Consider the following 25,873-nt stretch of genomic DNA (forward strand, 5'->3'; position numbering starts at 1 on the left):
GATTCTTAAAAATTGGATAGAGCAGGTTTTACTTTGCTTCAGCTTCCGCAAGCATGAAAATCGTCAATATAAACATGGCATGCGACCAAGTAAGCGGGACAACCCAAGCGGTTTCGCCGGTGTTTTTGTCTACTTGCTCTGGCAGGAGGCCGGTCTCCGTACGGTGGTCCATCGCCCACTTCAGCAATTTCTTCGCTTCATCAATGCTGCCGGTTTGAATGCGATAGTGAGCAAGCCATAAAGTAGTGAGAATCCATGGGTTACCGCCAATATAGATATCGTCCTCATAGCGCTTAATGCCGCCAACGCCCGGTACAGTCAATGCAGCTTCAACTGCATCAGCAGTGCGGCGCATGGATTCATCATCTGCTGCTACCGCTCCAAACGGTACAGCGATGCCAAGCAGGCTGATATCGATTACAGCATCATGATCGAGAACATGCTTCTTGTAGCCTTTATTGCTTTCAGTCACATAACCAGTTGAGCCAGCTGCCAAGGCTTGCTCGTATTTTCCTGCGTTTACCGTTAGGTCAACTCCGCGGTAGAATCGGCCGCCTTCCTCGTTCCAGCATAGCTCTTTGATTGCGGCTGAAATCCGCTCCGCAGCAGCAGTCCATTCAGCTGCAAGCTCAGGTTTGCCTGCTAGCTCGGCAAAGCTCGCTGCTGCCGTCAAACCTCCGTATACAGCGGCTGAGGAGTACGTATGCGATGCTTCACGCTCTTCCCACAGGTCGATGCTAGGCTTCGGCAAGCCGCTCTCTGCATCGAGGAAGCCCATCAAGAAGGATGCGCCTTTCTCTACAGCAGGCCATACCTGCTTAGCGAAATCAGAGTCCTTTTTCTCCAAATAATGCTGCCACATTCCCCAAAGAATCGACGAGCCTTCATCAATTTGCAAACCCCATGACGGCGCTAAGCTGCCATCATGATAATGCCGCTGCTGCCATGAACCATCTGGTGACTGCGCAGAAAGCGTCCATGCATAGAAGCTGTCGGACAGAGCGCCAAGACCTGCTTTATCAAGCGCAGTTGTAATGAATGCGGCATCTCGGCCCCAGCAGTAGGAATAACCCCCGCAGCGCGTGAAATTTTCATCGAATTCTGGAGCAGCGATAATGCTGCCCGTTTGCTCATCGGACATGAGCTTGAACATAAGCAGGGATCGGTCATATAGATCTGAGATTTCGTTGTCGTCAATCGGACAAGGGGCAGCGGCAGCCAAAAATTCATGCCAGTAGGCCGTCGTTTCTTGGACCCATTCTGCGCTTGTTTTGCTTTTTGCAGTACGCATTTGTTGCAGTACGCTTTCTTCATCATGGCCGGCTGTTATATAGACGGGAATCGTTACGGATGCGCCTGCTGCAAGCTCATTGATACGCCAATTCAACGCACCATCTGGCTTCATATCAATGTTATTGCCGTTTAACTCACCATGCTGAACGTTATCCCAGTTGATTCCTGATTGATAACCTGTGCATACGTTTGCACTTGAAAGCGCAAAATAATACTTATGGCGGAAATGAACCAAGGAGTCTTCAGCGGCATTAAACATTGTTGTGTTATATAGATTATTCTCGCTTACGAGAAAAGAAGAGTGAACGATAAACGAGAAGGAAGCAGGTTGATTGCTGACATTTGTGAACGTGTATTCACGAACGATAATATCTTCGCCTGGAACAGCAAAATGCAAGCTGTCCACTTGAACGGGCTGTTGTTCAGTACGAGCATTCACTTGCAGAATATTTGTTTTTGCAACATATGCCGTTTCATGAGTGAAGCCGTTCGTTTCTTCATCAAACCAGGAAACAGGGGATTGCGCCCACTGAATTCCTGTGCGGATAGCGTCTACATGCTGCGGCAAATCAATGTTCGGCCACCACAGGCGATACATTTTGCCTGTGCGGCCAAGCGATGCGAGAAACTTGGAATTGCCGATAATGGCATCCACTAAAAATGGTTTTTTATTTGACATGCTGTCAACTCCTCTTGGATACGGTTTGAATCGATGATTCGCGAACGATCAGCCTATGCGGAATAATCATTCTGTTCTGGTGTATGCTTTCTTCTTGTATAAGACGAATCAACATTTGTGATGCGGTATAGCCGAGCTGATAGGTTCCGATATCTATCGAGCTGATCGGCGGTGTTGCAAGTTCGGACAATGCAATGTTATTGAAACTTACGATGCTAAGATCATCAGGCACCTTGTACCCAAGCTCTGTCAGGCCGCGCAATACGCCGAATCCGACCACATCATCGATGACAACAAGGCCGCTAGGTCTTTCGGGTAGGCTCATCATAAATGACATGGCACGATAGCCGCTTTGCTGAAGAAACTCGCCTTCAACGATCCATTCGGATCGAACAGGCAAACCTGCTTCGGACATGGCTCTGCGGTAGCCTTCCATCCGGTCATGTGCAACGGTTAATGATGGCGGACCGCTAACAAAACCGATTCTTTCATGGCCTTGGACAATGAGATGCTGCGTCGCATCATAAGCTGCTTGCTCATTGTTATTATCGACTGATAATATATTAGGCCGATTTTCTGTGCGGCCTATTAATACAGTAGGAAACTTATGTTTGTCCAATAGGTCGATTAAAGGGTCATTTACCCGAGAGGATAACAAGATAACGCCGTCAACTCGTCTACCGAATACAAGACGTGATACGGTTTCCGTCTCGTCGCTTGGCGACGTCGCTGCGGTAAGCAGCATATCGTATCCCGCTCTTGTCGATTGCGTCAATATTCCGCGAAGCAATTCACCGAAGAAAAAGTCCTGAAACAGCTCTTCAGCTGGTCGAGGCAGCATTATGGCTAAGGTTTGTGTTGTTTTTGATACCAGACTCTTCGCCATCACGTTAGGATGGTAGCCCATTTCTTCCATATACCGTTTGACCTTCTGAGAGGTTGCCTTGCTAATTCTAGGATGATTAGAGACGACTCTTGATACAGTGGAAGGAGATACCCCTGCAGCTTTTGCAATATCTTTAATGGTTACCATATTAAGTTGAACCCCCACCCGCGCAAACGTGCTTGCTTTATATGCTTCATCCTAATGCAACTGTTGCCTAAAAGTAAATATATATCTAAAGTAAGCGTTTCACAAATATTGAAAAACTGAATGAGAATGAGAATATTGAAGAAAATTGAAGATAACTCCGTATTTAACCGGAATATTGAACTGTGCAAACGTTTTAACAAACCGTGCACCTTGTTGTATGATGAATCCACGAATAGAACGCTTTCAAAACAATTCTACTATGTTTCCAGCTGTGAAACGGCATAAAAACCGCTCACAAATTATTTTCTAGTATGATTTGTACAAACGTTTGCGCATTGTTAAGCTTACCAATTTATGATGCTAGTAAGTTTTTCAGAACGATGAATAAAACGTTTGTGCGAATGCAGCCTATTAGAAAAGAGCTTGAGGAATTGTTGGAACGCCGTGAATTCAAAAAAAAGGCATGAAACACATTATGGAGGGGGATCACCTAGCATGAAAAAGTGGTTTGTAATGTCATTAATCACAGCCTTGTTTATCGTTTCCGCTTGTGGTGGAACAAATAAGGCAGAAAACACAGAGAAAACTGGAAATGCAACAAATGCTCCAACGAATAATACACCTACTAACGAAGGTACTGCATCGGAAGAGATCGTTCCTGAAGAAGGCGCATCACTACTTATATGGGAAAGTAAAGAAGAACGTCCTTTCGTTGAAGCCATCGCGAAGGAATTCACAGCAAAATACGGCATTGAAATTAAATTCGAGGAAATCGGCGCAGGCGATCAAGTAAACAAGCTGGTTACAGACGGCCCAGCAGGCCTTGGCGCTGACGTTGTTCTTTTCCCGCATGATAACCTTGGTAAAGCAGTGACGGCTGGATTGGTTTTGCCAAATGACTACTATGAAGAGCAATCAAGAAGCGCAAACTCGGAAATTGCAGTAAATGCAGTATCTTATGACGGAGTGCTTTATGGATACCCGCGTTCGGTAGAAACATACGCATTGTTTTATAACAAAGCACTAATCAAAGAAGCTCCAAAAACGTTTGAAGAGGTAGTAGCATTCTCGAAAACGTTCAACGATACGAAAAACAACAAATACGGTCTTATGTGGGATGTAGGAAACTTCTACTTCAGCTATCCGTTCATCTCAACAGGCGGTTATGTATACGGCGATAACGGTCAAAACAAAGACGATATCGGCCTTAACACAGAAGGCGCAATCGCTGGCTTGAAATACTACGGTTCATTGAAAGACAGCATTTTGCCGCTTAACTCCGGCGATATCAACTACGATATTAAAAAAGGTTTGTTCATCGGCGGTACACTTGCAATGGATATTAACGGACCTTGGACAATCGGCGATTACAGAAACGCTGGCATCGATTTCGGCGTAGCTCCATTGCCTAGCATCAACGGCCAACCAGCTTCTTCCTTCTCAGGCATTAAAGCTTGGTATGTTAACTCATTCTCGAAATACCCGAATGCAGCACGTCTATTCTCTTATTATGCATCTACAAAAGAAGCTCAGTTGAAAAACTTTGAACTGACAGGCGCTATTCCTGCGAACACAGAAGCAGCAGCAGATCCTACTGTACAAGGCAATGAAGTGGTAAAAGGTTTCTTGGAGCAATTCAACCAATCGACGCCAATGCCATCCATCCCTGAGATGGGCAATGTATGGACTCCTATCGGAGCAGCATTTGCTGATGTTTGGAACTCTGGCAAGGATGCAAAAGCAGCTTTGGACAATGCCGTGCAACAAATTAAAGACGCTAACAACGGCGCAGCGGCATCGAAATAACATCATATCAACGGGTTCACCCGCCGAATTCCTTCGGCGGGTGAACCGATGTTTTATAAGCGATAATTTCCATACTAGCAAGTTGCAACAAGTTTTTTTATATGAAAGGAAGGGAGCCAGGCGGGATGAATCGTCATCGCAGCACCGCGGCTATATTGTCGTTACTCGTAATGGGTCTTGGCCAATTGTATAACCGCCAATTTATAAAAGGCTTAATTATGCTTGCTGTTGAAGCAGCGGCGCTCATGTATTTTATTCCAAATCTAGGAAGAGCGATTTGGGGAGTTGTCACGCTCGGAGAGAAAACGCAAGGGCTTGAGAAAATAGGTAAAATCAGTGTTCGTGTAGAGGGAGACCATTCGATCTTTCTTCTAATCAGTGGATTAATAACGTTAATTTTATTCCTGCTATTTGTCTTTATCTATGTTATGAATATCCGCGATGCCTATCTGAACGGTAAGCAAAGAGACGCAGGAGTGGCGCCAGCAAGCTTTCGGAAGACGTGGGCTTATGTAACGGATCGTAATTTTCCGCACTTACTGCTTACGCTTCCGGCGCTCGGTGTATTGTTTCTAACGATCATGCCGATTATCTTCATGATTATGCTTGCTTTCACCAACTACGCATCGCCTGATCATATTCCGCCAGCTAAGCTGGTTGACTGGGTAGGCTTCCAAACGTTTGCTAATCTATTGACTTTGAAAACGTGGAGCCATACATTTGTTGGCGTATTTACTTGGACGATTGTATGGGCTGTTATTGCAACGGTAACGACGTATTTCGGCGGTTTGTTAGTTGCGCTGCTAATTGAGCAAAAAGGCATTCGTTTTAAAAAGCTATGGCGGACATTGTTCATTATTCCTTATGCCATTCCGCAATTGATCTCCTTGCTTGTCATGAGAAATTTGTTTAATGGACAATTTGGTCCGATCAATCAATACTTAAAGTTTTTTGGTATGGGCAAGCTGCCTTGGCTGACAGATCCATTTTGGGCAAAGGTAACTGTTATTATCGTTAATATGTGGATTGGTATCCCGGTTTCAATGGTACTTATTCTAGGCGTATTGACTGCTATTCCGAAAGACCTGTACGAAGCTGCCGATGTTGACGGCGCAACAGGCATACAGAAATTCCGTATTATTACGATGCCATTTATTTTGTTCTCGACGGCACCGATTCTGATTACACAGTTCGCTGGCAACATGAATAACTTTAACGTTATTTTCTTGCTCACGAACGGTGACCCGGTTAAAGGTGATTACCAGTACGCCGGCAGCACGGACTTGCTTGTAACCTGGTTGTATAAGCTAACGCTGAACAACAGTCAGTTCAATATGGCATCCGCGATCGGTATCATCATTTTCTTGATCGTAGCGTCGTTCTCTATTTATAACTATCGCCGCTCACGGTCATTTAAAGAGGAGGATATGATTCAATGAAAATGGGCCGGAAAACCGCCAATATTGTGCGCCTGACACTTAGCTATGTCGTTCTAATATTTATAGCTGTGTGCGCTATCTATCCTGCTCTTTGGGTGCTGCTATCCTCGCTTCGCCCGGGCACGGCTCTGTTTAGCGACAGTCTTATTCCTGATACATTCACGATTGTTCATTATAAGGAGTTATTTACGAATCCAAGCTTCCAATACGGTGTTTGGTACGTGAATACGCTCAAAATTGCGACGTTGACGATGATCTTCTCTACGATTCTGGTCACGCTCAGCATGTACGCGTTGTCGCGCTTCCGCTTCCGCGGCCGTAAGATGACATTGACGATTATGCTTGTACTGGGCATGTTCCCTGGCTTCATGAGTATGATCGCAATCTTTATCTTCTTATTGCAGCTTAACCTGCTCGATACACATGCGGCGCTCATTATCGTATATTCTGCTGGTGCAGTGCTTGGCGGTTTTGTCGTTAAAGGCTTTTACGATACGATTCCTCGGAGCTTGGATGAAGCGGCTCGGATCGACGGAGCAACTCATCTGCAGGTGTTTGTGAAAATCATGCTTCCGCTGTCGCGTCCGATGTTAACCTATGTAGCGCTGACTACATTTGCTGGTTCATGGGTAGACTTTATCTTTGCAAGATTGGTACTTCGAAGCAAAGACAACTGGACACTTGCTGTAGGAATGTGGGATCTTGTAAGCAATTATCAGAACAGCAACTTCACGTTGTTTGCCGCGGGTGCGGTGTTGATTGCGATCCCGATTACTCTCCTATTCATCTTCTTGCAGCGCTTCCTTGTACAAGGGCTGATGTCTGGCGCTTCGAAAGGATAAGAGAATGAACCGCAGCCGTTTGCGTTATGCGATAGTCCTGTTATGCTCGCTAATCTTTATTATGCTCGCTGCTTGCTCTTCAGAGGAGGCGGCGAACAATAATAAACCAAGTAGCACAGCTTCTGCAGAAGCGGATGAAGAAGGTGCAAGTGGAGAAGCTTCCACTGCTGCTTATACGGTAGATGAGCAGCCTGGCGGCGTATACTATGAAATATTTGTCCGTTCCTTCTATGATACGAATGAAGATGGAATCGGCGATCTGAATGGTGTTACGGCTAAGCTCGATTACTTACAGGAGCTCGGCGTAAGCGGTATTTGGCTTATGCCGATTAACGCATCGCCCAGCTACCATGGTTATGATACGACTGATTATTATGCCATTAATCCAGATTACGGTACGCTGGATGATTTGAAGCAACTGCTGGATGAAGCGCATAAGCGCGATATTAAAGTTATTATGGATCTTGTCGTTAATCATTCGAGCAAGGAACATCCTTGGTTCAAAGAAGCATTAAAGGATGAGAACAGTCCTTACCGCAGCTGGTACACATTTGCTAAACAAGGTGAGAAGGTTAGAGCAGATGGGGCAGTTGGCGGTGATCCATGGCATAGCTATGGCAGTCTCAAGTATTTAGGTGTCTTCTGGGAAGGCATGCCCGATCTGAACTTTGACGAGCCGAAGGTTCGCGAGGAATTGATTAAGATCGGACAATACTGGCTGGAGCAGGGGCTGGACGGCTTCCGCCTTGATGCGGCAAAGCATATTTACGGCGACTTCGCGTCTACGGCCAGCACGCCTGAGATTCAAGCGAAAAATAAAGCTTGGTGGCAAGAGTTCCGAGCTGGCATGAACAAAGTGAAGCCAGATGCTTATCTGATCGGAGAGGTTTGGGATTCACTAACGGTTATTGCGCCTTACTTTGACCAAGCGCTGAACTCCGCATTCCACTTTGATCTAGCTGGTCGGCTGCTGAGTGCAGCCGGTACGGAGAAGGATGCAGACTTAGCTTATTCTCTAGGACGTGCATACGGTGTTTACGAGAAATCATCTGGTGGTACATTTGTTGATGCGCCGTTCCTAAGCAATCATGATCAGAATCGTGTCATGACGGTTTTAAACGGCAATATCAATCATGCCAAGATGGCTGCTGCAATGCTGCTTACTTTGCCAGGCACTCCGTACCTTTATTATGGTGAGGAGCTGGGCATGAAAGGGGCTAAGCCGGATGAATACATTCGTGAGCCAATGCCTTGGTATAGCGCAGCAAGTGGAGGAGAAGGCCAAACCACTTGGGAGAGATCGCGATTCAATGGGAATGTCGAGACGGTATCTGTTGAGGCACAGACAGCAGATAAGAATTCGCTGTTAAACCATTATCGCGAGCTCATTAAATGGCGGAACGAGGAGCCCGCTTTGCGCAATGGCGGAATAGCCGAGTTTAAGCTGGAGCCTGCCAATCAGAAGCTAAGTGTATATGTTCGCGTCATTGCTAGCGAGAGAGTGCTCGTTGTGCACAATCTATCGGGCGAGGATCAGATGACTGATCTTCAGCCATCCAAAACTTTTGGATCATTCGAGGGGATCATTCACTCAAGCAATGATGGGGCTAAGTTGGATAATGGGAAATTGACCATTCCGGCTTATACCACAGTCATATTAAAATAATACGGTAAGAGGGAGCTGCACCGCCGGTGCTGCTCCCTCTTTTTTTTGTGCGTTCCAATGCGATTCCAGCCCATTTGTATTCAAATTTTGTAAAAAAATTAAGGAAATTACTAGTTGGTATATTGACATGTTGACATATTGTTTATAATATACTATTTGTAAGCGCTTATCACAAAGCTTTATCCAACTTGTAGAAGGATCACCATTAGGAGGAATGTTTGCGAATGAATCTGTCTATTACCGATATGAAAAAGAGTGACGCATTGATTTCATCTCTGGGAAAGTGGCCTGAAATCGTTAAGTTTTATAAAAACTGCTTCTATAACACGCTGGAGACGACGACGGAATGGCTAGAGGATGGAACCACTTTTGTATTTACGGGTGATATACCAGCCATGTGGCTGCGTGATTCATCAGCTCAGGTTCGGCATTATATTCCACTGGCTGTTTCAGACAGCCACTATCAGAAAATGATAGAGGGACTTATCAAAAGGCAAATGCAATATATCCAGATCGATCCTTATGCAAACGCATTCAATAAAGGCCCGGACAACAGGGGACATACGGAAGATGCAACCGAGGGCAATCCATGGGTATGGGAAAGAAAATATGAAATTGATTCCCTATGTTACCCGATACAGCTCGCTTATTTGTACTGGAAGGCCACAAACGGCACCGCAATGTTTGATGATGCTTTTAAAGAAGCGGTTAACAAAATTATTGGGCTTTGGACAGTCGAGCAGAAGCATGCAGAACAATCGAGCTACAGCTTCCAAAGATTTAATTGTCCAGAATCGGATACGTTAAGCCACGATGGAAAAGGGAGTCCCGTTGCCTATACAGGGATGACATGGTCGGGTTTTAGGCCAAGCGACGATTCGTGCAAATATCATTATTTGATTCCTGCGAATATGTTCGCTGTTGTTGTGCTGAGATATGTGGAAGAAATCGCCCAAGACATATACAAAGACGAAACGCTGGCGCTCGCAGCCAAGAAATTAGGTGGCGAAATCGATGCCGGCATCAAAGCATTTGGGATATACAAGCATGAAACGTTTGGCGAAATATACGCTTACGAAACAGATGGCTTAGGGAATTACAACTTGATGGACGATGCTAATGTGCCAAGCCTGCTGTCGATTCCTTATCTCGGATATACAAGCAAAGAGGATATCATCTATCAGAATACGAGAAGGTTTATTTTAAGTGAAGAGAATCCCTTTTATTACGCAGGAAAAGCAGCTAGAGGAATCGGAAGCCCACATACTCCCACGAATTACATATGGCATATCAGCCTAGTCATGCAAGCGCTCACTTCAGACAACGACGCAGAAATACAAGAACTTCTAAGAACGATAATCAGCTCAGATGGCGGTACTGGCTTTATGCATGAGGGTTTTCACGTAGACAATCCGAATGAATTCACGAGACCGTGGTTTGCATGGGCTAACAGCTTACTCGGTGAACTTATTTATAAGCTCGTAGAAGACAAGAAACAGCATCTCTTTTAATTGGTTTGACCTCCACTTGTGTTAGAGCGGGCCTGACTCCGCTGCGGACAGGACTTGCATAACAAATAAAAGATTTGAAAGGGGCAGAAAAATGAAACAAAAGAGAATGTTTTTGTTAGTCGTATGCGTCCTCATTATTTCCATCTTTGCGAGTGCTTGCACAAGTAATAACGGCGGAGGCAAAGACAAGGAGACGGTTGAAGCAACGAACAAGGCAGAAAACACAGCCTCGCCAAGTCCGGAAGCAACACCAGATGACGGAGCTCCTCCAGTAAAAGATTTAGGCGGTTATAAATTTATCGTTGCGGATAACAATGCGAACAGATGGTTCCCGCAAGAAGGAAGCTCTGATCACGCCAATGCCATTATTGATCGAATCAAGTGGGTAGAAGAAACATACAACGTAAAAATTGAAGTGAGAAAACATTCCGAGGTTTGGCGCGGCGGTACTGGCGGGCGACAAATACGCTGACATCATCGTTGCTCCTACTTGGGAGCTGGGAAGACATATCAACGGCAAGCGTATTGTGGACATGAATACGATTCCTAACCTTCGGATGGATCAAGATTATTGGAAGGAATACAACACTTCATTCTTGCTCACTTATGACAACAGAACATATGGAACAGCAGCTCCATTCGCTAACCAAGGGGATGAAGTATGGGTTCTGGCATTCAACAAAAGCATTATTCAAGAGCTAGGTCTTGAAAATCCTTATGAGCTGGTAAAAAACAAACAATGGACATTCCAGAAAATGCTCGAGATGGAGCAAGCGGCAAAACGTGATCTAAATGGTGATGGCGTGATGGACAGCAATGACCGTTATGGACTGGCGACTGGACATGACTGGGATATTTCTGTAGCGCTTTATCTGGCATCCGGCAATAAAATCATTGATATCGCCAGTGATGGAAAAATGAAATATGCAGTAAATACACCAAAAGCATACGAGACGATTGAAATGATTAAGAAGATGGCGAAAAAAGGTGATACGTTCTTCCCGAAAAACGAAGGCGAGGATATGGATGCTTACGTGAAAGCTTTTGCTGAAGGAAAATCGCTGTTTTTAGCCTACTCCAGAGGCAGAGGCGTTATTGATCCGATTTATGAAATGGAAAGTGACTTTGGCTTTATCCCATTGCCAATGGGCAACAACACAGACGATTACCTTGATTGGGTAAGCCATGATGCTCCTTCGATCGCAGTGCCGGTAACGAACAAAGAGCTTGATAAAACAGGACTTATCTTGGATGCTCTAGCGTGGAAAGCGCAAAGCGAAGAGAAAATTTGGATGGATGAAATTGCTCTTACGCAGTTGCGTGATGAGGAATCGCTTCAAACGCTCTTGCAGCTGAAAAATTATGGTGTGTCGGACATGGCGTTCATCGGTCAGCAAATGCAAGGCAATGTACACAGTGGTTTGGCACTCATTCCCGATGTTGGGTTCTACGATCAGAACCTAGAGCCTGCCTCCAAGGTAGCGGAAATCGAGGATGCTGTAAATATTGGTCTTGAGGAGCTTGCTTTAAGGCTGAAAGGTGAATTCGTGGAGCCTGAACCGAAGCCTGAGGAAGAGAAAAAGGCAGAATAGCAGCTTTCACCAAATAGATAAAGGGGCTGTCAGACATATGACGATTGCTGCTAGCGCAACAGCCCCTTTTCTTTTTTTTGCAAAAAAAATGAGGCTGCTTTCCCTATCGTTCACGAAAAGGCAATGAATCTCTGTCCATATGGAGGAAACAAATATGACGGTGCGAGTTGAACGTTTATGAATAATAAAATAGCGAAATTATCAGTTGCAGCAATAGCCTTATGTTTGTTGGTGATTGTATGGCCGCATGCGGCATTTGCAAGCAAGGATGACAACTTAATCAAGCTGCAAAGCTACCGCACCTATCTTGAACAGCACGCCGATAAAAAAGCTGGGAAAGCGGATATTGTAATCAAGGCAGATGCGTATACGAATGCGGAGGGAGATTTAGAAACCCTCGATCATTTTGAAGGAAAGGAAGGCAAATCTGTTCTTACGGGTGAAACCGGAAAGATTGAATGGGAAATTAACGTTCCTGAGAGTGGCATGTACAATGTAGAACTGCTTTATTACCCGATAGATGGGAAAGGCAATTCCATTGAAAGAATGATATCAATCGACGGTGAAGTACCGTATAACGAAGCGAAATACATAAATTTATCACGGGTTTGGAAGGACAAAAGCGAGATTGCGCAAGACAAAAAAGGAAATGACATTAGGCCGAAACAGACAGAAGCGCCTAGATGGAGAACGGTGCTGTTGCATGATTTGCTTGGCTATTATAACGATCCATTACTATTTTATTTGGAAAAAGGTAAGCATACCATTGGATTCGAATCGGTGAGGGAATCGGTGGTTTTAAATACCGTTCGTATTTATAAAGCGGAGGATCTTCCAACCTATGATGAAGTAAAAGCGGGTTATGAAGCAAAAGGCTACAAGGAAGCGGACGCCGAGACAATTAAAGTTCAAGCGGAAAACAGCTTTGAGAAATCTGATAATACGCTATATCCGGTGTCCGATCGCTCATCAGCTATAACCGAGCCGCAGGACCCATCGAAGCTTCGCTTGAACAGCATAGGCGGCGATAAATGGAAAATGCCGGGCCAATGGATCAGCTACCGATTCACGGTAGAGGAAGCGGGCCTATACAAGATTGCAACGAGATTCAAGCAAAACAAATTAGCTGGGATGTACGTCAACCGCAAAATTTTGCTGGATGGAGCCGTACCGTTTAAAGAAGCGAAAGCTGTGAAATTTAAATACGGGAACAACTGGCAAGTGAAAACATTGGGGAACGACGATCAGGCGTTTTCTTTTTACCTAGAACCGGGCGAGCATGAACTGACGATGGAGGTCACGCTCGGAGATTTGGCTGATGTGCTGAACAGGGTTGATGATAGTTTATTTCAACTGAATGCCGTATATCGGCAAATTCTGATGATAACCGGCGCTGAGCCGGATTTGTATCGTGATTACGGCTTTGAAAAATTAATACCGGATGCGATAGCCGCCATGAAGGAGCATGCCGCGATACTTAGAGAAGTATCGGCTGACATGGAGGCGCTGGTTGGTCAAAAAGGCGAAAACATGGTGCTGCTTGATAAAGTCGCCTTCCAGCTCGAGCAAATGGTTAAAAATCCGGAAGCCAATATTGCCAAGACGTTTACCCCTTTTAAAGAAAATGTAGGCGCGCTTGGTACGTGGATCTTGACGGTAGGCGAGCAGCCTTTAACGGTCGATTATTTTAGCGTGATGCCGTTGTCCAAGAAGCTGCCAAAAGCGGATGCATCCTTTTTCAAAAAAATGATGTTTGAAGCGAAGTCTTTTTCGATGTCTTTCTTTGTGGATTACAATGCCTTGAATACAGAAGGTGAAACCAAAGGAGAGCCGCTCGAAGTATGGCTGACGTCTGGACGGGATCAATCGCAAATTATTAGGGAAATGATCAATGACACGTTCACGCCGGAATCAGGAATAAACGTAAAGCTCAAGCTGGTAACGGAAGGAACGCTTTTGCCATCGGTGCTCGCAGGTACGGGTCCGGATGTGGCGATGGGAAATCTAGCTGCCGACCCTATTCAATACGCGTTAAGACATGCGGTGGAGAACATCAAAGACATGCCGAACTATGATGCTATTGCCTCTAGATTCCATCCTAGTGCATTAGTGCCCTTTGAATTAGATGGGAAAGTATACGCTTTGCCGGAAACGCAATCGTTTCCCATGATGTTTTATCGGAAAGATATTTTGCATGATATGGGGCTGAAGGCTCCAGAGACATGGGATGAGTTTTACAAGCTAATACCGGAAATTCAGAAACAAAATATGCAAATTGGTTTTCCGGCGGATATTACCGGCTTGCAAATCTTTTTGTATCAGAAAAATGGGGAGCTTTACAACAAGGAGCGCAGCCGCTCAACGCTGGAAGACGATCTGACGATCGACGCGTTCCAGAAGCAGACGGAGCTGTTCACCACCTATAAGTTTCCGAGGGATTATGATTTCAGCAACCGCTTCCGAACTGGGGAAATGCCGATAGGCATCGCGGATTATACGACATACAACCAATTAATTGCGTTTGCTCCTGAAATTAAAGGACTGTGGGAATTTGCTCCGCTTCCTGGAACGGTGATGGAGGATGGACAATTGAACCGTGCGACGCCGTCGACGGGGACAGCGATCATGATGCTTAAGGGCGTTAAGAAAAAAGATGACGCATGGCGCTTTATGGAGTGGTGGACGAGTGCAGAGACGCAGTCCAGATTCGGAATGGAAATGGAAGCGATTCTCGGCAAGGCAGCCAAACAAGCGACCGCCAATATGGAAGCCCTTGTTAATATGCCTTGGACAAAAACAGAGTATGACCATTTGATGACGCAGTGGTCGTTCGCAACAGGTACACCGGAGGTGCCGGGCGGTTACTATGTGACAAGAAGTATTGGATTTGCTGCCGCAACGGCGTATAACAACGGAGATCCTGAATCTCTTCTGGACTATGTGAAAGAAGTTAATACTGAAATAACGCGAAAAAGGCGGGAGTTCAAGTTGGAATGATGCTGCCTTGCGATTTTACTGATTCAGGAGGACCCCATTCATGAGTAGAGATTTGGTGATATCAGGAGCTGTTGACCCTAAGAGGCAGGGTAATCCGGTCTTGCGAAAATTGGAGCAGGGCTGGAAGTCGATTAAAAAAAATAAAGTGTCCTACCTCTTTGCAGCTCCCTACATGATTTTGTTTTTTGCTTTTACTGCTCTGCCTGTCATTATTTCATTGATTTTAGGTTTTTTCTCGTTTAACTTGCTTGAAGCGCCTATCTTCGTTGGCATGGACAACTATATAAGGCTGTTTCTAGGCGATGATATTTTCATTAAAGCGATCGGAAATACGTTCCTGCTAGCTGTAATGGTAGGTCCGATCGGTTATATCATGTGCCTAGTGTTCGCTTGGCTTATTAATGAGCTGCCGAAGTCTCTAAGAACGATTTTGACTTTAATTTTTTACGCGCCATCCATTTCAGGAAACATTTATTTGGTTTGGGGCATTTTCTTCAACAAGGACGCTTATGGTTATGCCAATGCTATTCTGCTTCGTTATAATGTCATCTCTTCGCCTATTCTATGGTTTGAGAATCCGAAATATATGATGACTCTTGTCGTCATCGTTGCTTTATGGACCAGCGTTGGAACGAGCTTCCTTTCCTTTATTGCGGGATTGCAGGGGATAGATCGAACGCTTTATGAAGCAGCGGCTATGGATGGTGTTAAAAATCGGTGGCAGGAGCTTTGGTACGTCACGCTGCCTTCGATGAAGCCGCAGCTTATGTTCGGGGCGGTAATGAGCATCACCGGCGCATTCGGCACCGGCGCCATTGTTACCGCATTGTGCGGCATGCCGAGCAACAGCTATGCAGCGCATACCATCGTTAACCACTTGGAGGATTACGGCGCCATACGTTATGAAATGGGCTATGCCTCTGCTATAGCTACCATTCTATTTATCATCATGATTGGAGCGAATAAGATTGTGCAAATGCTTCTGGCAAAGGTAGGTGAATGAAGTGATTCAAATCAAGCTTCATCGAAGCAAGAGCGGCATTAAACGTTCCTTTTTTGCGGATTTTGGCATCTATTTGTTTTTGCTGCTGTTTGGCGTTTTTATGATGCTGCCACTGGTCTATGCGATTTCAAATTCGATTAAGCCATTGGAGGAGATTTGGTTTTTCCCTCCGCGGTTTCTAGTAAATAACCCAACCTTAGATAACTTCAGAGATTTGCTCGCAGTCATGAGCGACTCGTGGGTGCCCTTCAGCCGGTACATCTTTAACACTGTATTTATAACAGCTGTTGGTACGGCTGGCCATGTGGTCATCGCTTCCTTATGCGCTTATGTCTTATCCAAGCATAAGTTTCCTGGCAAAGGAATCATGTTCAGCACGGTCGTGCTCTCGCTTATGTTTAGCGGTGTCGTTACCCAAATACCGAACTTTATCATCATTTCTTCGTTAGGCTGGATTGATTCGTATCAGGCTATTATTGTTCCGGCATTTGCATCCTCGCTCGGATTGTATCTCATGAAGCAGTTTATGGATCAGATGATTCCTGACGCCATCTTGGAATCGGCTCGCATTGACGGCTCCAGCGAATGGAAGATTTTCTGGTCAATTGTTATGCCAATGGTTAAGCCTGCTTGGCTGACGCTCATCATCTTCTCCATGCAAGGTTTGTGGGGAATCGGCGCGAATCACTTCATCCAAAGCGAGGAGCTGAAAACCTTAAACTATGCGTTGTCCCAAATCTTAGCCGGCGGAATTGCCCGTACAGGGACAGGATCGGCTGCAGCGGTGCTGATGATGATTGTGCCTATCATCGTGTTTATCATCTCTCAGTCGAAGATTATAGAGACCATGTCTGCATCAGGCATGAAAGAATAGGCATGGAAGGGGAAGAATGCGGTGGTTAGAAAAAAGTGGATTTTGTTTTTGGCCGCACTATTATTGTTGTGCAGCTTCGGTATTGAATCAGCTTCCGCCATGGTTCCATATAAAACCTATTTTTATGATTATGACGGGGAGTATCTCGTTTCTCCTGACGCTTATGTGCCAGACAAAGTGTTAAACGCCAAGGCGATGGGGATCGAGGGCGCTGGGCTGAACCAGCCTCTGGATTTGTTTGTAGATAACAATAACTCGGTTTATATCGCAGATACGGGATCGAACAGAATTATTATTCTCGATGAACAGTACCGAATAAAACGAGAAATTACGGAGTTTGTCCATGAGGACGGCGTGACGAAGGATCAGTTCAACACGCCAAGCGGCATATTTGTGTCAGAGGAGGGGCTGATCTACGTTGCCGACTCCAAAAACGCTAGAATCGTCGTGCTTCATCAGGATGGAAGCGTAGAGAAAATATTGGAGGCACCGGATTCGGATGTGTTTCCTGCCGGCTTTATTTACGAGCCATCGGCAATCGGTGTTGATCCATCCGGTCTTATCTATGTTATTTCGAAGAGCACAAACATGGGTGTTATTGCTCTGAATGCTGACGGAGGATTCGAAGGTTTTGTTGGTGCGGAGAAGGTAGTTCCCAAAGTGTCCGATTTGTTCTGGAAGCTGGTGACGACCAAGGAGCAGAAGAGCCGCACGGCCAAAAGCGTGCCGACCGAGTACAACAACATTACGATCGATGAGCTTGGCTTTGCTTATGTTACGAGCAGTGCGATCCATGCTAGAAACCAATACAGCGCGCTCATTAACCGGGACAAATCGAGTAAGCATGCGCCAATTAAGCGGCTGAACAATACAGGCATCGATGTATTGAAACGAAATGGCGCTTTTCCGCCTGCTGGAGATATTCAAACAACCGACAAGGTTTCACGTTTTATTGATGTAGCTTTGGCAGAGGACGGGGCTTACAGCACGCTCGATTCTTCGCAAAATAAGATTTTTACTTACGACGATAATGGCAATCTTCTTTATGTATTTGGAGGATATGGAACACAGGACGGCGTGTTCCAAAGCGCTTCAGCACTCGCTTACCAGAGTAATAATCTGCTTGTGCTGGATAAGGATTCAAGCAAGCTGACTGTATTTAGGCGGACCGAATACGGCGCTAACATTGCAGCGGCGATTCATCATCGCAAGAATCGCAATTACGATGAATCCATCGCTGCATGGCAGCGGGTTTTGAAGATGAATCCGACGCTTGAGATGGCGTATTCCGGTGTGGCGCAGTCCAATATGCGCAAAGAAGAATACAAGAAAGCGATGCATAATTACAAGCTGGCTAATGACTGGGATCATTATTTCAAAGCTTTTGCGGAGTATCGGAAAGAAATAGTAAGCAAATTTATTATCCTCATTCCAATAGTCGCAGCAGCCATTCTATGGTTAGTGTACAGATTTTTCAAATATGCCAAGAAGGTCAACACAGCAGGCTGGAGAAAGCCCGGCAAGCGAACGCTGTGGGAAGAGCTGCTTTATTCCTTCCATGTGATGTTCCATCCGTTTGACGGGTTTTGGGATTTGAAGCATGAGAAACGAGGCAGCGTTCGTGCCGCTGTCATTATTGTTGCAGCCGTTATGGCTGTAGACATCTTTAAACAGCTGGCAGGCGGATACATATTGTACCCTTCCGACTGGCGTGTTATTGAGCTTTGGGATACGCTGCTTAGCGTCCTTATTCCATTTGGATTATGGTGCTGTGCAAACTGGGGTCTTACAACATTGATGGATGGTGAAGGAAGCCTTAAAGATATTTTTATCGCGTCTTCCTATTCGTTAGTCCCAATGGTGATTATTACGATTCCTGTCACCCTATTCAGCAACATCGTTGTTTTGGAAGAGCAGCAGTTTATTACCTTTTTTACAACCCTAGCGTTAGGCTGGTCTCTCGGGCTCATATTTATAGGTGTATTGGTGACCAATGATTACAGTCCATTCAAGAATTTCTATACCTCTGCTATTTCAATAGTAGGAATGGGTTTCATTGCTTTCCTTACGGTGCTGTTCATTAATATCCTGCAAAATATGAATTCCTTTATTACGACGATCATCAATGAAATTACGTTTCGGTTGTAGAACAAGATGGTGGATAGGAGGTCAGCGATATGAATGCCAAGGGGATTATCTCTAGGCTATTGGTCATAGTGGTTGCCATTACGCTCGGGATACCGACAAATGAGAAAACGGCGGAGGCAGTTGAAGCAACAACAGCAGAAACAGCAGTTGCAGCAAAAGCAAGCCCGCCAAACATGAAAAAAGCTGTAAAGGATGGCGGATTGGCACTTGCTGCTGAGAATGATCGCCTCCTGCTGTACTTCGATAATGAATCGGGCGGCGTGGCGGTTGAAGATAAAGCGACGGGAAGCAAATTTTATTCCAACCCGCCAAGTGCTCTGGAAGACCCGAAAGCCAGTGATGCGATGAAGCAGGAGCTTATGTCGCAGGTCAAGCTTGTCTATAATGTGCAAGGCAAAGAAGGCGACTTGGAAATGAACAGCTACACGCATGCGATGAAGCTGGATCAGGTGAGCTGGGGCAAGATTGATAACGGCATAAGGGTGGACATGGTTATCGGGCGCGAGGAACAGCGCATGCTGCTGCCGCGTCAAATTACGAAGTCCAAATTTGAGCAAAATGTTCTTGATCATATGGAAGCTGATCGGGATAAGAAGAAGCTATTAGCCTACTATATCCTCTACAGTCGTGCTGATGTAGAAGGGAGCAAAGGCAAGGAGCTGATCGCGAAATACCCTGTTTTGGAGAAAGAAGATATTTATGTGCTGAAAACCTCCGTCAAGGAGCGGGACAAGAAAGTGTTGGAAAACTACGTCAAGGAAGCAGGTTATACGTACGAGAAGAAGGAGGAGGACTACGCCGAGGTTGGATTTGACGGAGATGATTCCGTATTCCCTTATTTTAAAATGAGTCTTGATTACGTGCTTGCGGACGGCGGTCTATCGGTCACTCTTTATAACGGCGGCATTGAATATGATCAATCCCGTTTTAATCTTGTGAAGCTTTCCTTGCTGAATTATTTCGGTGCAGGGCAAACCGGCGAGGAGGGGTATGTATTCCTTCCAGACGGCTCGGGAACGCTCCTCAATTTCAATAATGATGCAAGCAAAAATACGCTATTAACGACAGGGAAAATGTACGGGCCGGATTATGCATTAACGCAGTCGCCAAGAGGCAGCTTCAAACAAGAGTTTCGAGCGCCGGTGTTTGGCATCAAGAAGGATGGAGCAGCGCTATTCTCGGTTATTGAAGAGGGCGATGCGGTAGCGGATATTAATGGCGTTATGGGCGGCATTAATCACTCCTATAACACGGCGTATGCTAACTTCACCATTCGAAATAAAGACTCTTTTATTGCCAAAAATGCTTTTGAACAGGCTCCTTGGATTATTTACGAGAAAAATGCTTATACCGGCAACATCGTCATGAAGTACTTCTTCCTTACAGGCGACGATGCAAATTACGTTGGAATGGCAAAGGCATATCGTCAGTATCTCGTTGATAAAGGAAGCTTGAGCAAAGTGAGCGCCGAAGAGAACATTCCGTTCTACTTGGATACGATGGGTTCTGTCGATAAGATGGTGCGGAAGCTGGGTATTCCGTTTCGCAGCCAAGTGGCAGTTACTTCCTTCGATCAAGCGGGACTAATGCTGGATGAGCTGTCGCAAAGCGGTATCCAAAACATTAAGTTTCGCTATACCGGATGGTATAACGGAGGCATGAGCCATACCGCACCTACAAAAATGAAGGTAGAGTCCGTGCTCGGCGGTGCAAAGGGACTGCGCAAGCTGTCAGAGAAAGCGGAGAAGCTGGGGGCAAAGGTGTTCCCGGATGTGGATATGCTATTTGTTTCTTCTAATAAAGCATTCGATGGCTTTAAGCCGCAAAAGGACAGCATTCGTTCCTTGTTTCAGAAAACTAGCTATAAAGGGTTGTTCAATGTAGCTACGCTTGAGTATGAGAGCAGCGTGTGGGGAATTAATCCGGACAAAATTTCAGGCTATTACAATAAATTTTCCAAAGATTATCATTCGCTTGGTTTAAAGGCACTTTCCTTATCGACGATGGGAGAAAGCTTGAACTCCAACTTTAAGAACCGCGCTCAAATCAATCGACAGGACACAAAAAAAATAACGACAGACGTTTTAGCTAAAGCAAAAGAGGATTATGAGGATATTATTACAGACGACGGAAACGCGTACACCTTTCCTTATGTTAATCATATTTTGAACCTGCCTGATGAGGACAGCTCCTTCTCGATAGCAGATGCGCAGGTACCATTTATTCAAATCGCGCTGCATGGCTATATTGGGTACGCGAGCGAAGCCTTGAACCTAGCGAGCGAGCTGCGTCCGGCTGTTTTGAAAGCTCTGGAATACGGCAGCGGTGTCTATTTCAAGTTGAATTACGGGGAGAACAGCCTGCTGAAGGATGCTTCGTTGTTCGATGATTTGTACGCTTCCAAGTTTGATGATTGGGAGGAGAGCGCTGCAGCGATCTATGCAGAAATGAACAATGTATTGAAGCATGTTCAGGATCAGGCGATCGTGAATCATGAGCGGCTTGGTGAAGAGGTTTACAAAACAACTTATGAAAATGGTACAGCGATTATTGTTAATTACAGCGATAAAGGAATTGAGGTTGAGGGTACCGCAGTAGATGGATTGGGTTACGCGGTCATTAATCCTTAAACCAAGCGAGGAGGATCACCGGCAATGAACAAATTGTCTGCAGCCATAAACAAAAAAGAAAGGTTTAGGCTAACCGTGACGCAGAAGAGGGATCTGATGGGCTGGGTTTTTGTCAGTCCTTTTGTACTCGGATTTCTCCTGCTGTTTCTGGGTATATTCATTGATTCGTTGCGATTTAGCTTCATGGATGTGAATCTTCTAACCCAAGGCGGATTTTCGGAGAAATTCATTGGGCTGGACAATTACCATCAAATTTTAAGAGTGGACCCTAACTTTAACAAGCAGCTTTACGGTGCTGTTCAGAACATGTTATTCGATATTCCGATTATCGTTATGTACAGCTTGTTTATTGCCGTTTTGTTAAATATGAAAATGAAGGGCCGGGGAATTTTTAGAGCGATTTTTTTCGTGCCCGTTATTTTGGCGACTGGAATCATTGATAAAGCTGATTTAAGCAACTCGATTATGAATGCTTATCAGAGTATCCCAGGGCTTGATACGGGCGCGTCTATCGTGACAGAATCGGCAGGCGGGATGTTCAGCAATCTGGAGCTAAAAAAATATATGTTCCAAATGCTGGATTTCAGTCCGGCACTCGTTAATATAACGGTTGGCGCTGCGGAAAATATATTTGCCGTCATTAATAGTTCAGGCGTGCAAATTCTTATTTTCTTGGCAGGACTGCAGGCAATCTCTTCCTCCATTTACGAATCGGCCAAAATCGAAGGCTGTTCCGCTTGGGAGTGCTTTTGGAAAATTACATTCCCGCTGATCAGTCCATTGATTCTGGTCAATATCATTTATTCAATTATTGATTCCTTTACGGGGAGCAAAAACCAAATTATGCACAGCATTACGAACGCGATGAAGCTTGGCCAATATGGAACAGCCTCGGCTATGGCATGGATTTATTTTCTGGTAGCAGCCGTATTCCTTGTCGTCATTGGCTTTTTTGTCAGCAGATTCGTCTTTTATCAGAATAGGGAGTGAAAAATATGCGGGCTAAATATTTAAATCTGCATGCAATAAATGGCTTGTTCTGGTCGGTTATTCGCTATTTGCTTCTCATTGGGCTGGCGTTTCTTATCTTATATCCGCTGCTCGTAAAGCTCTCTAACAGCTTTATGAGCCCGCAGGATTTGATAGATGGCACGGTGCGCTTCATCCCTAGGCAGTTTACATGGTTTAATTACAAAACGGTCATCGAATATACGTCCTTTTTTAAAGGGCTGTCGAACACGTTCGGCATATCCTTTCTAAGCGGTATCATTCAAATGCTGGTTTGTACGATGGTCGGCTATGGGCTTGCGCGGTTTAACTTTAAAGGGAAAAGCGTCATATTTTCTTTAGTGGTGCTTACGATTTTAATTCCGCCGCAAACGTATATGATCTCTCTTTATATGAAGTTCAGCTTCTTTGATTTATTCGGTCTGATGTCTACCTTTACAGGGGGAACGGTTAGGCTGATGGATTCCATGTGGCCGATGGCGATTTTATCGATGATCGGTTTTGGATTCAAAAATGGGCTTTATATATTGATCATGCGGCAATATTTCAAAGGAATACCGAAAGAATTAGAGGAAGCGGCCTATGTGGACGGCTCGGGCTTGTTTCGGACGTTCAGCATGATCATCCTTCCGCTCTCATTTTCCATGATGATTACGATCTTTGTATTTTCCTTCTCGTGGCAGTGGACGGATAGCTTCTATTCCTCGATGTTCTTCAGCCAGTTCAAGCTGTTATCGAATTCACTGCTGGTTGGATTTGAAGGCTTGATGCTGGAAGGCGCCACCATTGGACTGAAGCAGGGTCAGCCTCTGACCGCCACCTTAACGAACACGATGTCATTATTAGTTGTTGTGCCATTGATTATTGTGTATTTGTTTGCGCAAAAATACCTCGTAGAGGGTATTGAACATAGCGGTATTGTCGGTTAAAAGGTAGAAGCCTGCAAGAAGAAGGGACGGATGAGGTGAATTTAATGAAAAGCATATGCATGCTGCTTGTCGGCAGTTTTTTCTTGACAGGCTGCAATGGAAATGAGGAGCGTTTGGAAAATTACAATAATCATGCGGAATGGGCGGAAGAGAAGCTCATCGAGCATTATTGGAATGAGAATGGGAAGCTGATGAACAACGCTTATCCTTATAGCAAAGAACGCGAGGAGAGCCTAAACTATTGGTGGAAGGCTCATGCCGTGGATGCCATGATGGATGGGTATGAGAGAACGGGTGATGCTGCTTATACCGATAGGGCAGAGGGGATCGTCAAAAGCATTATTAAAAAAAATGGGTCATTGTTTAATGAATTTTATGATGATATGGAGTGGCTCGCTCTTGCAGCGCTGAGGCTATATGATGCAACCAAAAGCGAGACGGTTAAAGGTTATGTTTTAAAGCTGTGGAATGATATTAAGACCGCTTGGTGGGAAGATGAGCTGGGCGGTATGGCTTGGAAGAAGGATCAACGAGACAGCAGGAATGCATGCTCGAACGGGCCGGCAGCTATTTTGGCTGCCAGGATGTATGAGTATTTTGGCGATAAGGAAGATCTGGAATGGGCCAAAAAAATATATGATTGGCAGAAGAAAAATTTGGTTGATCCTGAAAGCGGTCTTGTGTATGATGGCCTTAAGCTGGAAGAGAATGGTGATCTTAATGTCAATAAAAATTGGATATTCACCTATAACCAAGGCACTTATATAGGCGCGGCAGTTGAGCTTTATAAGCATACAAATGACAAGACGTATTTGGCAGATGCGGAGAAAACCGCTGCCTCGGCTATGAAATATCATACGGTTGCTGAGACCGGAATGATGAAGGAAGAAGGAACCGGAGACGGTGGACTGTTCAAAGGCATATTCATTCGTTATTTGATCCATTTGTATGAAGTCAACGAAAGCGTCCAAATTAAAGAAATGATCTTTCATAATGCGGATACACTGCTCTCGAAAGGCAGCACGAAGGAAATTGGCTTGTTTGGCCCCGCTTGGGATATGCCTCATCAGGAGCCTCTGGATATATCCGTGCAATTGAGCGGAGTTTTCTTAATAGAAGCTGCAGCCAAAATAGAAAGACTAGATTCGGAATAAGTTAGTATTGACGTAGCGGGGCGACGGCAGCGCCGTTGCTCCATTTCGCCTTTTCATATATTGATGTCGTGATAATAAAGTTGTATAGTTGATATATCAAGATACTATGACAAGGTAGGTCGGCTAATGGATAATCCTTTATACGAGCAGATTTATAATTATATTTTTCAAAAAATCAATGACGGCGAATTAAAAAAAGGGGAGCGTGTTCCTTCGGAAAAAGAACTTGCTGCCCATTTTAACGTTAGCCGAATTACGTCTAAGAAAGCGCTGGAGATGCTCTCGCAGTATAAACTCATTGAGAGAATACAAGGGAAGGGCTCCTTTGTGGCGGAGGTTTTGCCTGATCTGCAAGAAACGAAGCTGCAGAAGCAGTCAGAAAGCGTAGAAGCGAGGCTGGAAGATGAAGTTGTGCGCATAGTTGGTGTGATTCTGCCCGACTTTGGCGATTCGTTTGGTGCTGATCTTATTCGCGGAATAGAAGAGCAATGCGCGATTAGCGGCTGCGTCATGATGATGAAGCTGACTTACGATAATCGTGAGGAAGAAGAAGCTGCCATTCGTGCTTTTGTGAAGTTGGGTGTCGATGGCATCGTCGTATTCCCGGGCCATGGCGAACACTATAATGCTGAAGTGCTTAGACTCGTATTAAACGGCTTCCCTATTGTGTTAGTAGACAGATATTTGAAGGGGATTGCGGCTACCGCTGTGTATACAGACAACAGAAAGGCAGCCTTCGACCTTACGAATATTTTGCTGAATCAAGAGGGCCGGCATGTCGGTTTCTTATCGACGCCTGCAGATAATACGACGACGATTGAAGACCGAATACAAGGTTTTAATGATGCGTGCATGCAGCGTGGGTTTACACCTAAACCTGAGCATATTATGACGAATCTATACAGCTCTTTGCCGCAGTCGTTTCAAACGATTAAAGTACAGTATGATATTGAGACGGTACGCCATTTCGTGGAAATTAATAAGGATCTTAATGCGTATGTCGTTACGGAATATAATCTTGCTCTTATTTTGCGGGAAGCGCTGTTGTCCCTAAAGAAACGGATTCCGGAAGACTATCAAATTGTTTGCTTTGACTCTCCGAGTCAGCCGTTTGGCGATTATTTGTTTACTCATGTTCGCCAGAACGAGCGTGATACGGGCAGGAGAGCTGTCGAAATATTACAGCGTGTTTGGAATAATGAGACTACGGAATTGAACAATATTGTGGAGCATGAGATTGTTCAAGGAAATTCTACCGTATCTATCTAA

General features: G+C 45.0%; 18 protein-coding genes. 16 read left to right on the forward strand and 2 right to left on the reverse strand.

Going from position 1 to position 25,873, the window contains the following annotated elements:
* Positions 1–28: 28 nt before the first annotated feature.
* Positions 29–1,972: a glycoside hydrolase family 15 protein gene (locus tag BK120_RS17775; protein WP_076268827.1), complete on the reverse strand. Its 1,944-nt coding sequence runs from the start codon at positions 1,970–1,972 to the stop codon at positions 29–31.
* 4 nt (positions 1,973–1,976) lie between these two features.
* The gene (locus tag BK120_RS17780; protein ID WP_076268828.1) at positions 1,977–3,005 is read right to left on the reverse strand and encodes a LacI family DNA-binding transcriptional regulator; all 1,029 of its coding nucleotides are present in this window, start codon (positions 3,003–3,005) and stop codon (positions 1,977–1,979) included.
* 495 nt (positions 3,006–3,500) lie between these two features.
* On the opposite strand from BK120_RS17780, the gene BK120_RS17785 reads away from it, so the two are divergent.
* From BK120_RS17785 to BK120_RS17860, 16 genes are all read left to right on the forward strand, one after another.
* The gene (locus BK120_RS17785) at positions 3,501–4,811 is read left to right on the forward strand and encodes a sugar ABC transporter substrate-binding protein (RefSeq protein ID WP_076268829.1); all 1,311 of its coding nucleotides are present in this window, start codon (positions 3,501–3,503) and stop codon (positions 4,809–4,811) included.
* Between the two features lie 125 nt (positions 4,812–4,936).
* Entirely contained in the window at positions 4,937–6,250 is a 1,314-nt protein-coding gene (locus BK120_RS17790) for a carbohydrate ABC transporter permease (RefSeq protein ID WP_076268830.1), read from the forward strand.
* 2 nt (positions 6,251–6,252) lie between these two features.
* Positions 6,253–7,092, forward strand: coding sequence for a sugar ABC transporter permease (locus BK120_RS17795; protein ID WP_076268893.1), 840 nt, complete (start codon positions 6,253–6,255; stop codon positions 7,090–7,092).
* 4 nt (positions 7,093–7,096) lie between these two features.
* Positions 7,097–8,758 carry an alpha-amylase family glycosyl hydrolase gene (locus tag BK120_RS17800; RefSeq protein ID WP_076268831.1) on the forward strand — a complete coding sequence of 554 codons (1,662 nt, stop codon included), beginning with the start codon at positions 7,097–7,099 and terminating at the stop codon, positions 8,756–8,758.
* A gap of 245 nt (positions 8,759–9,003) precedes the next feature.
* Positions 9,004–10,269, forward strand: coding sequence for a glycoside hydrolase family 125 protein (locus BK120_RS17805; protein ID WP_218639595.1), 1,266 nt, complete (start codon positions 9,004–9,006; stop codon positions 10,267–10,269).
* 91 nt (positions 10,270–10,360) lie between these two features.
* Positions 10,361–10,741, forward strand: coding sequence for a hypothetical protein (locus tag BK120_RS17810; RefSeq protein WP_076268833.1), 381 nt, complete (start codon positions 10,361–10,363; stop codon positions 10,739–10,741).
* 61 nt (positions 10,742–10,802) lie between these two features.
* A complete protein-coding gene (locus BK120_RS17815; protein WP_076268834.1) occupies positions 10,803–11,861 on the forward strand; it encodes a hypothetical protein in 1,059 nt (352 codons plus the stop codon).
* Between the two features lie 177 nt (positions 11,862–12,038).
* Complete coding sequence (locus BK120_RS17820; protein WP_076268835.1) at positions 12,039–14,858, forward strand: extracellular solute-binding protein; 2,820 nt, start codon at positions 12,039–12,041, stop codon at positions 14,856–14,858.
* Between the two features lie 40 nt (positions 14,859–14,898).
* Entirely contained in the window at positions 14,899–15,861 is a 963-nt protein-coding gene (locus tag BK120_RS17825; RefSeq protein ID WP_076268836.1) for a carbohydrate ABC transporter permease, read from the forward strand.
* Between the two features lies 1 nt (position 15,862).
* Positions 15,863–16,735: a carbohydrate ABC transporter permease gene (locus BK120_RS17830; protein ID WP_372239002.1), complete on the forward strand. Its 873-nt coding sequence runs from the start codon at positions 15,863–15,865 to the stop codon at positions 16,733–16,735.
* Positions 16,736–16,756: 21 nt separating this feature from the next.
* A complete protein-coding gene (locus BK120_RS17835) occupies positions 16,757–18,883 on the forward strand; it encodes a YIP1 family protein (RefSeq protein WP_076268838.1) in 2,127 nt (708 codons plus the stop codon).
* Positions 18,884–18,912: 29 nt separating this feature from the next.
* Positions 18,913–21,513 (forward strand): DUF5696 domain-containing protein, encoded by a 2,601-nt coding sequence (locus BK120_RS17840; protein ID WP_076268839.1) that lies wholly within the window; start codon positions 18,913–18,915, stop codon positions 21,511–21,513.
* 24 nt (positions 21,514–21,537) lie between these two features.
* Positions 21,538–22,503, forward strand: a complete 966-nt coding sequence (locus BK120_RS17845; RefSeq protein ID WP_076268840.1) for a carbohydrate ABC transporter permease — start codon at positions 21,538–21,540, stop codon at positions 22,501–22,503.
* A gap of 5 nt (positions 22,504–22,508) precedes the next feature.
* Positions 22,509–23,450, forward strand: coding sequence for a carbohydrate ABC transporter permease (locus BK120_RS17850; protein WP_076268841.1), 942 nt, complete (start codon positions 22,509–22,511; stop codon positions 23,448–23,450).
* Between the two features lie 44 nt (positions 23,451–23,494).
* Positions 23,495–24,604 (forward strand): glycoside hydrolase family 76 protein, encoded by a 1,110-nt coding sequence (locus BK120_RS17855; protein ID WP_083682122.1) that lies wholly within the window; start codon positions 23,495–23,497, stop codon positions 24,602–24,604.
* A 126-nt stretch (positions 24,605–24,730) separates the two neighbouring features.
* The gene (locus tag BK120_RS17860; protein ID WP_076268842.1) at positions 24,731–25,873 is read left to right on the forward strand and encodes a GntR family transcriptional regulator; all 1,143 of its coding nucleotides are present in this window, start codon (positions 24,731–24,733) and stop codon (positions 25,871–25,873) included.

Source organism: Paenibacillus sp. FSL A5-0031 (assembly GCF_001956295.1).
Taxonomy (GTDB): Bacteria; Bacillota; Bacilli; order Paenibacillales; family Paenibacillaceae; genus Pristimantibacillus.

Bases quoted from the DNA above. Each gene is read 5' to 3' on its own strand.
- BK120_RS17805 (WP_218639595.1), top strand. From the start codon at position 9,004: ATGAAAAAGAGTGACGCATTGATTTCATCTCTGGGAAAGTGGCCTGAA.
- BK120_RS17815 (WP_076268834.1), top strand. From the start codon at position 10,803: ATGAATACGATTCCTAACCTTCGGATGGATCAAGATTATTGGAAGGAA.
- BK120_RS17775 (WP_076268827.1), bottom strand. From the start codon at position 1,972: ATGTCAAATAAAAAACCATTTTTAGTGGATGCCATTATCGGCAATTCC.
- BK120_RS17860 (WP_076268842.1), top strand. From the start codon at position 24,731: ATGGATAATCCTTTATACGAGCAGATTTATAATTATATTTTTCAAAAA.
- BK120_RS17795 (WP_076268893.1), top strand. From the start codon at position 6,253: ATGGGCCGGAAAACCGCCAATATTGTGCGCCTGACACTTAGCTATGTC.
- BK120_RS17820 (WP_076268835.1), top strand. From the start codon at position 12,039: ATGAATAATAAAATAGCGAAATTATCAGTTGCAGCAATAGCCTTATGT.
- BK120_RS17785 (WP_076268829.1), top strand. From the start codon at position 3,501: ATGAAAAAGTGGTTTGTAATGTCATTAATCACAGCCTTGTTTATCGTT.
- BK120_RS17780 (WP_076268828.1), bottom strand. From the start codon at position 3,005: ATGGTAACCATTAAAGATATTGCAAAAGCTGCAGGGGTATCTCCTTCC.
- BK120_RS17855 (WP_083682122.1), top strand. From the start codon at position 23,495: ATGAAAAGCATATGCATGCTGCTTGTCGGCAGTTTTTTCTTGACAGGC.
- BK120_RS17825 (WP_076268836.1), top strand. From the start codon at position 14,899: ATGAGTAGAGATTTGGTGATATCAGGAGCTGTTGACCCTAAGAGGCAG.
- BK120_RS17800 (WP_076268831.1), top strand. From the start codon at position 7,097: ATGAACCGCAGCCGTTTGCGTTATGCGATAGTCCTGTTATGCTCGCTA.
- BK120_RS17845 (WP_076268840.1), top strand. From the start codon at position 21,538: ATGAACAAATTGTCTGCAGCCATAAACAAAAAAGAAAGGTTTAGGCTA.
- BK120_RS17790 (WP_076268830.1), top strand. From the start codon at position 4,937: ATGAATCGTCATCGCAGCACCGCGGCTATATTGTCGTTACTCGTAATG.
- BK120_RS17840 (WP_076268839.1), top strand. From the start codon at position 18,913: ATGAATGCCAAGGGGATTATCTCTAGGCTATTGGTCATAGTGGTTGCC.
- BK120_RS17850 (WP_076268841.1), top strand. From the start codon at position 22,509: ATGCGGGCTAAATATTTAAATCTGCATGCAATAAATGGCTTGTTCTGG.
- BK120_RS17810 (WP_076268833.1), top strand. From the start codon at position 10,361: ATGAAACAAAAGAGAATGTTTTTGTTAGTCGTATGCGTCCTCATTATT.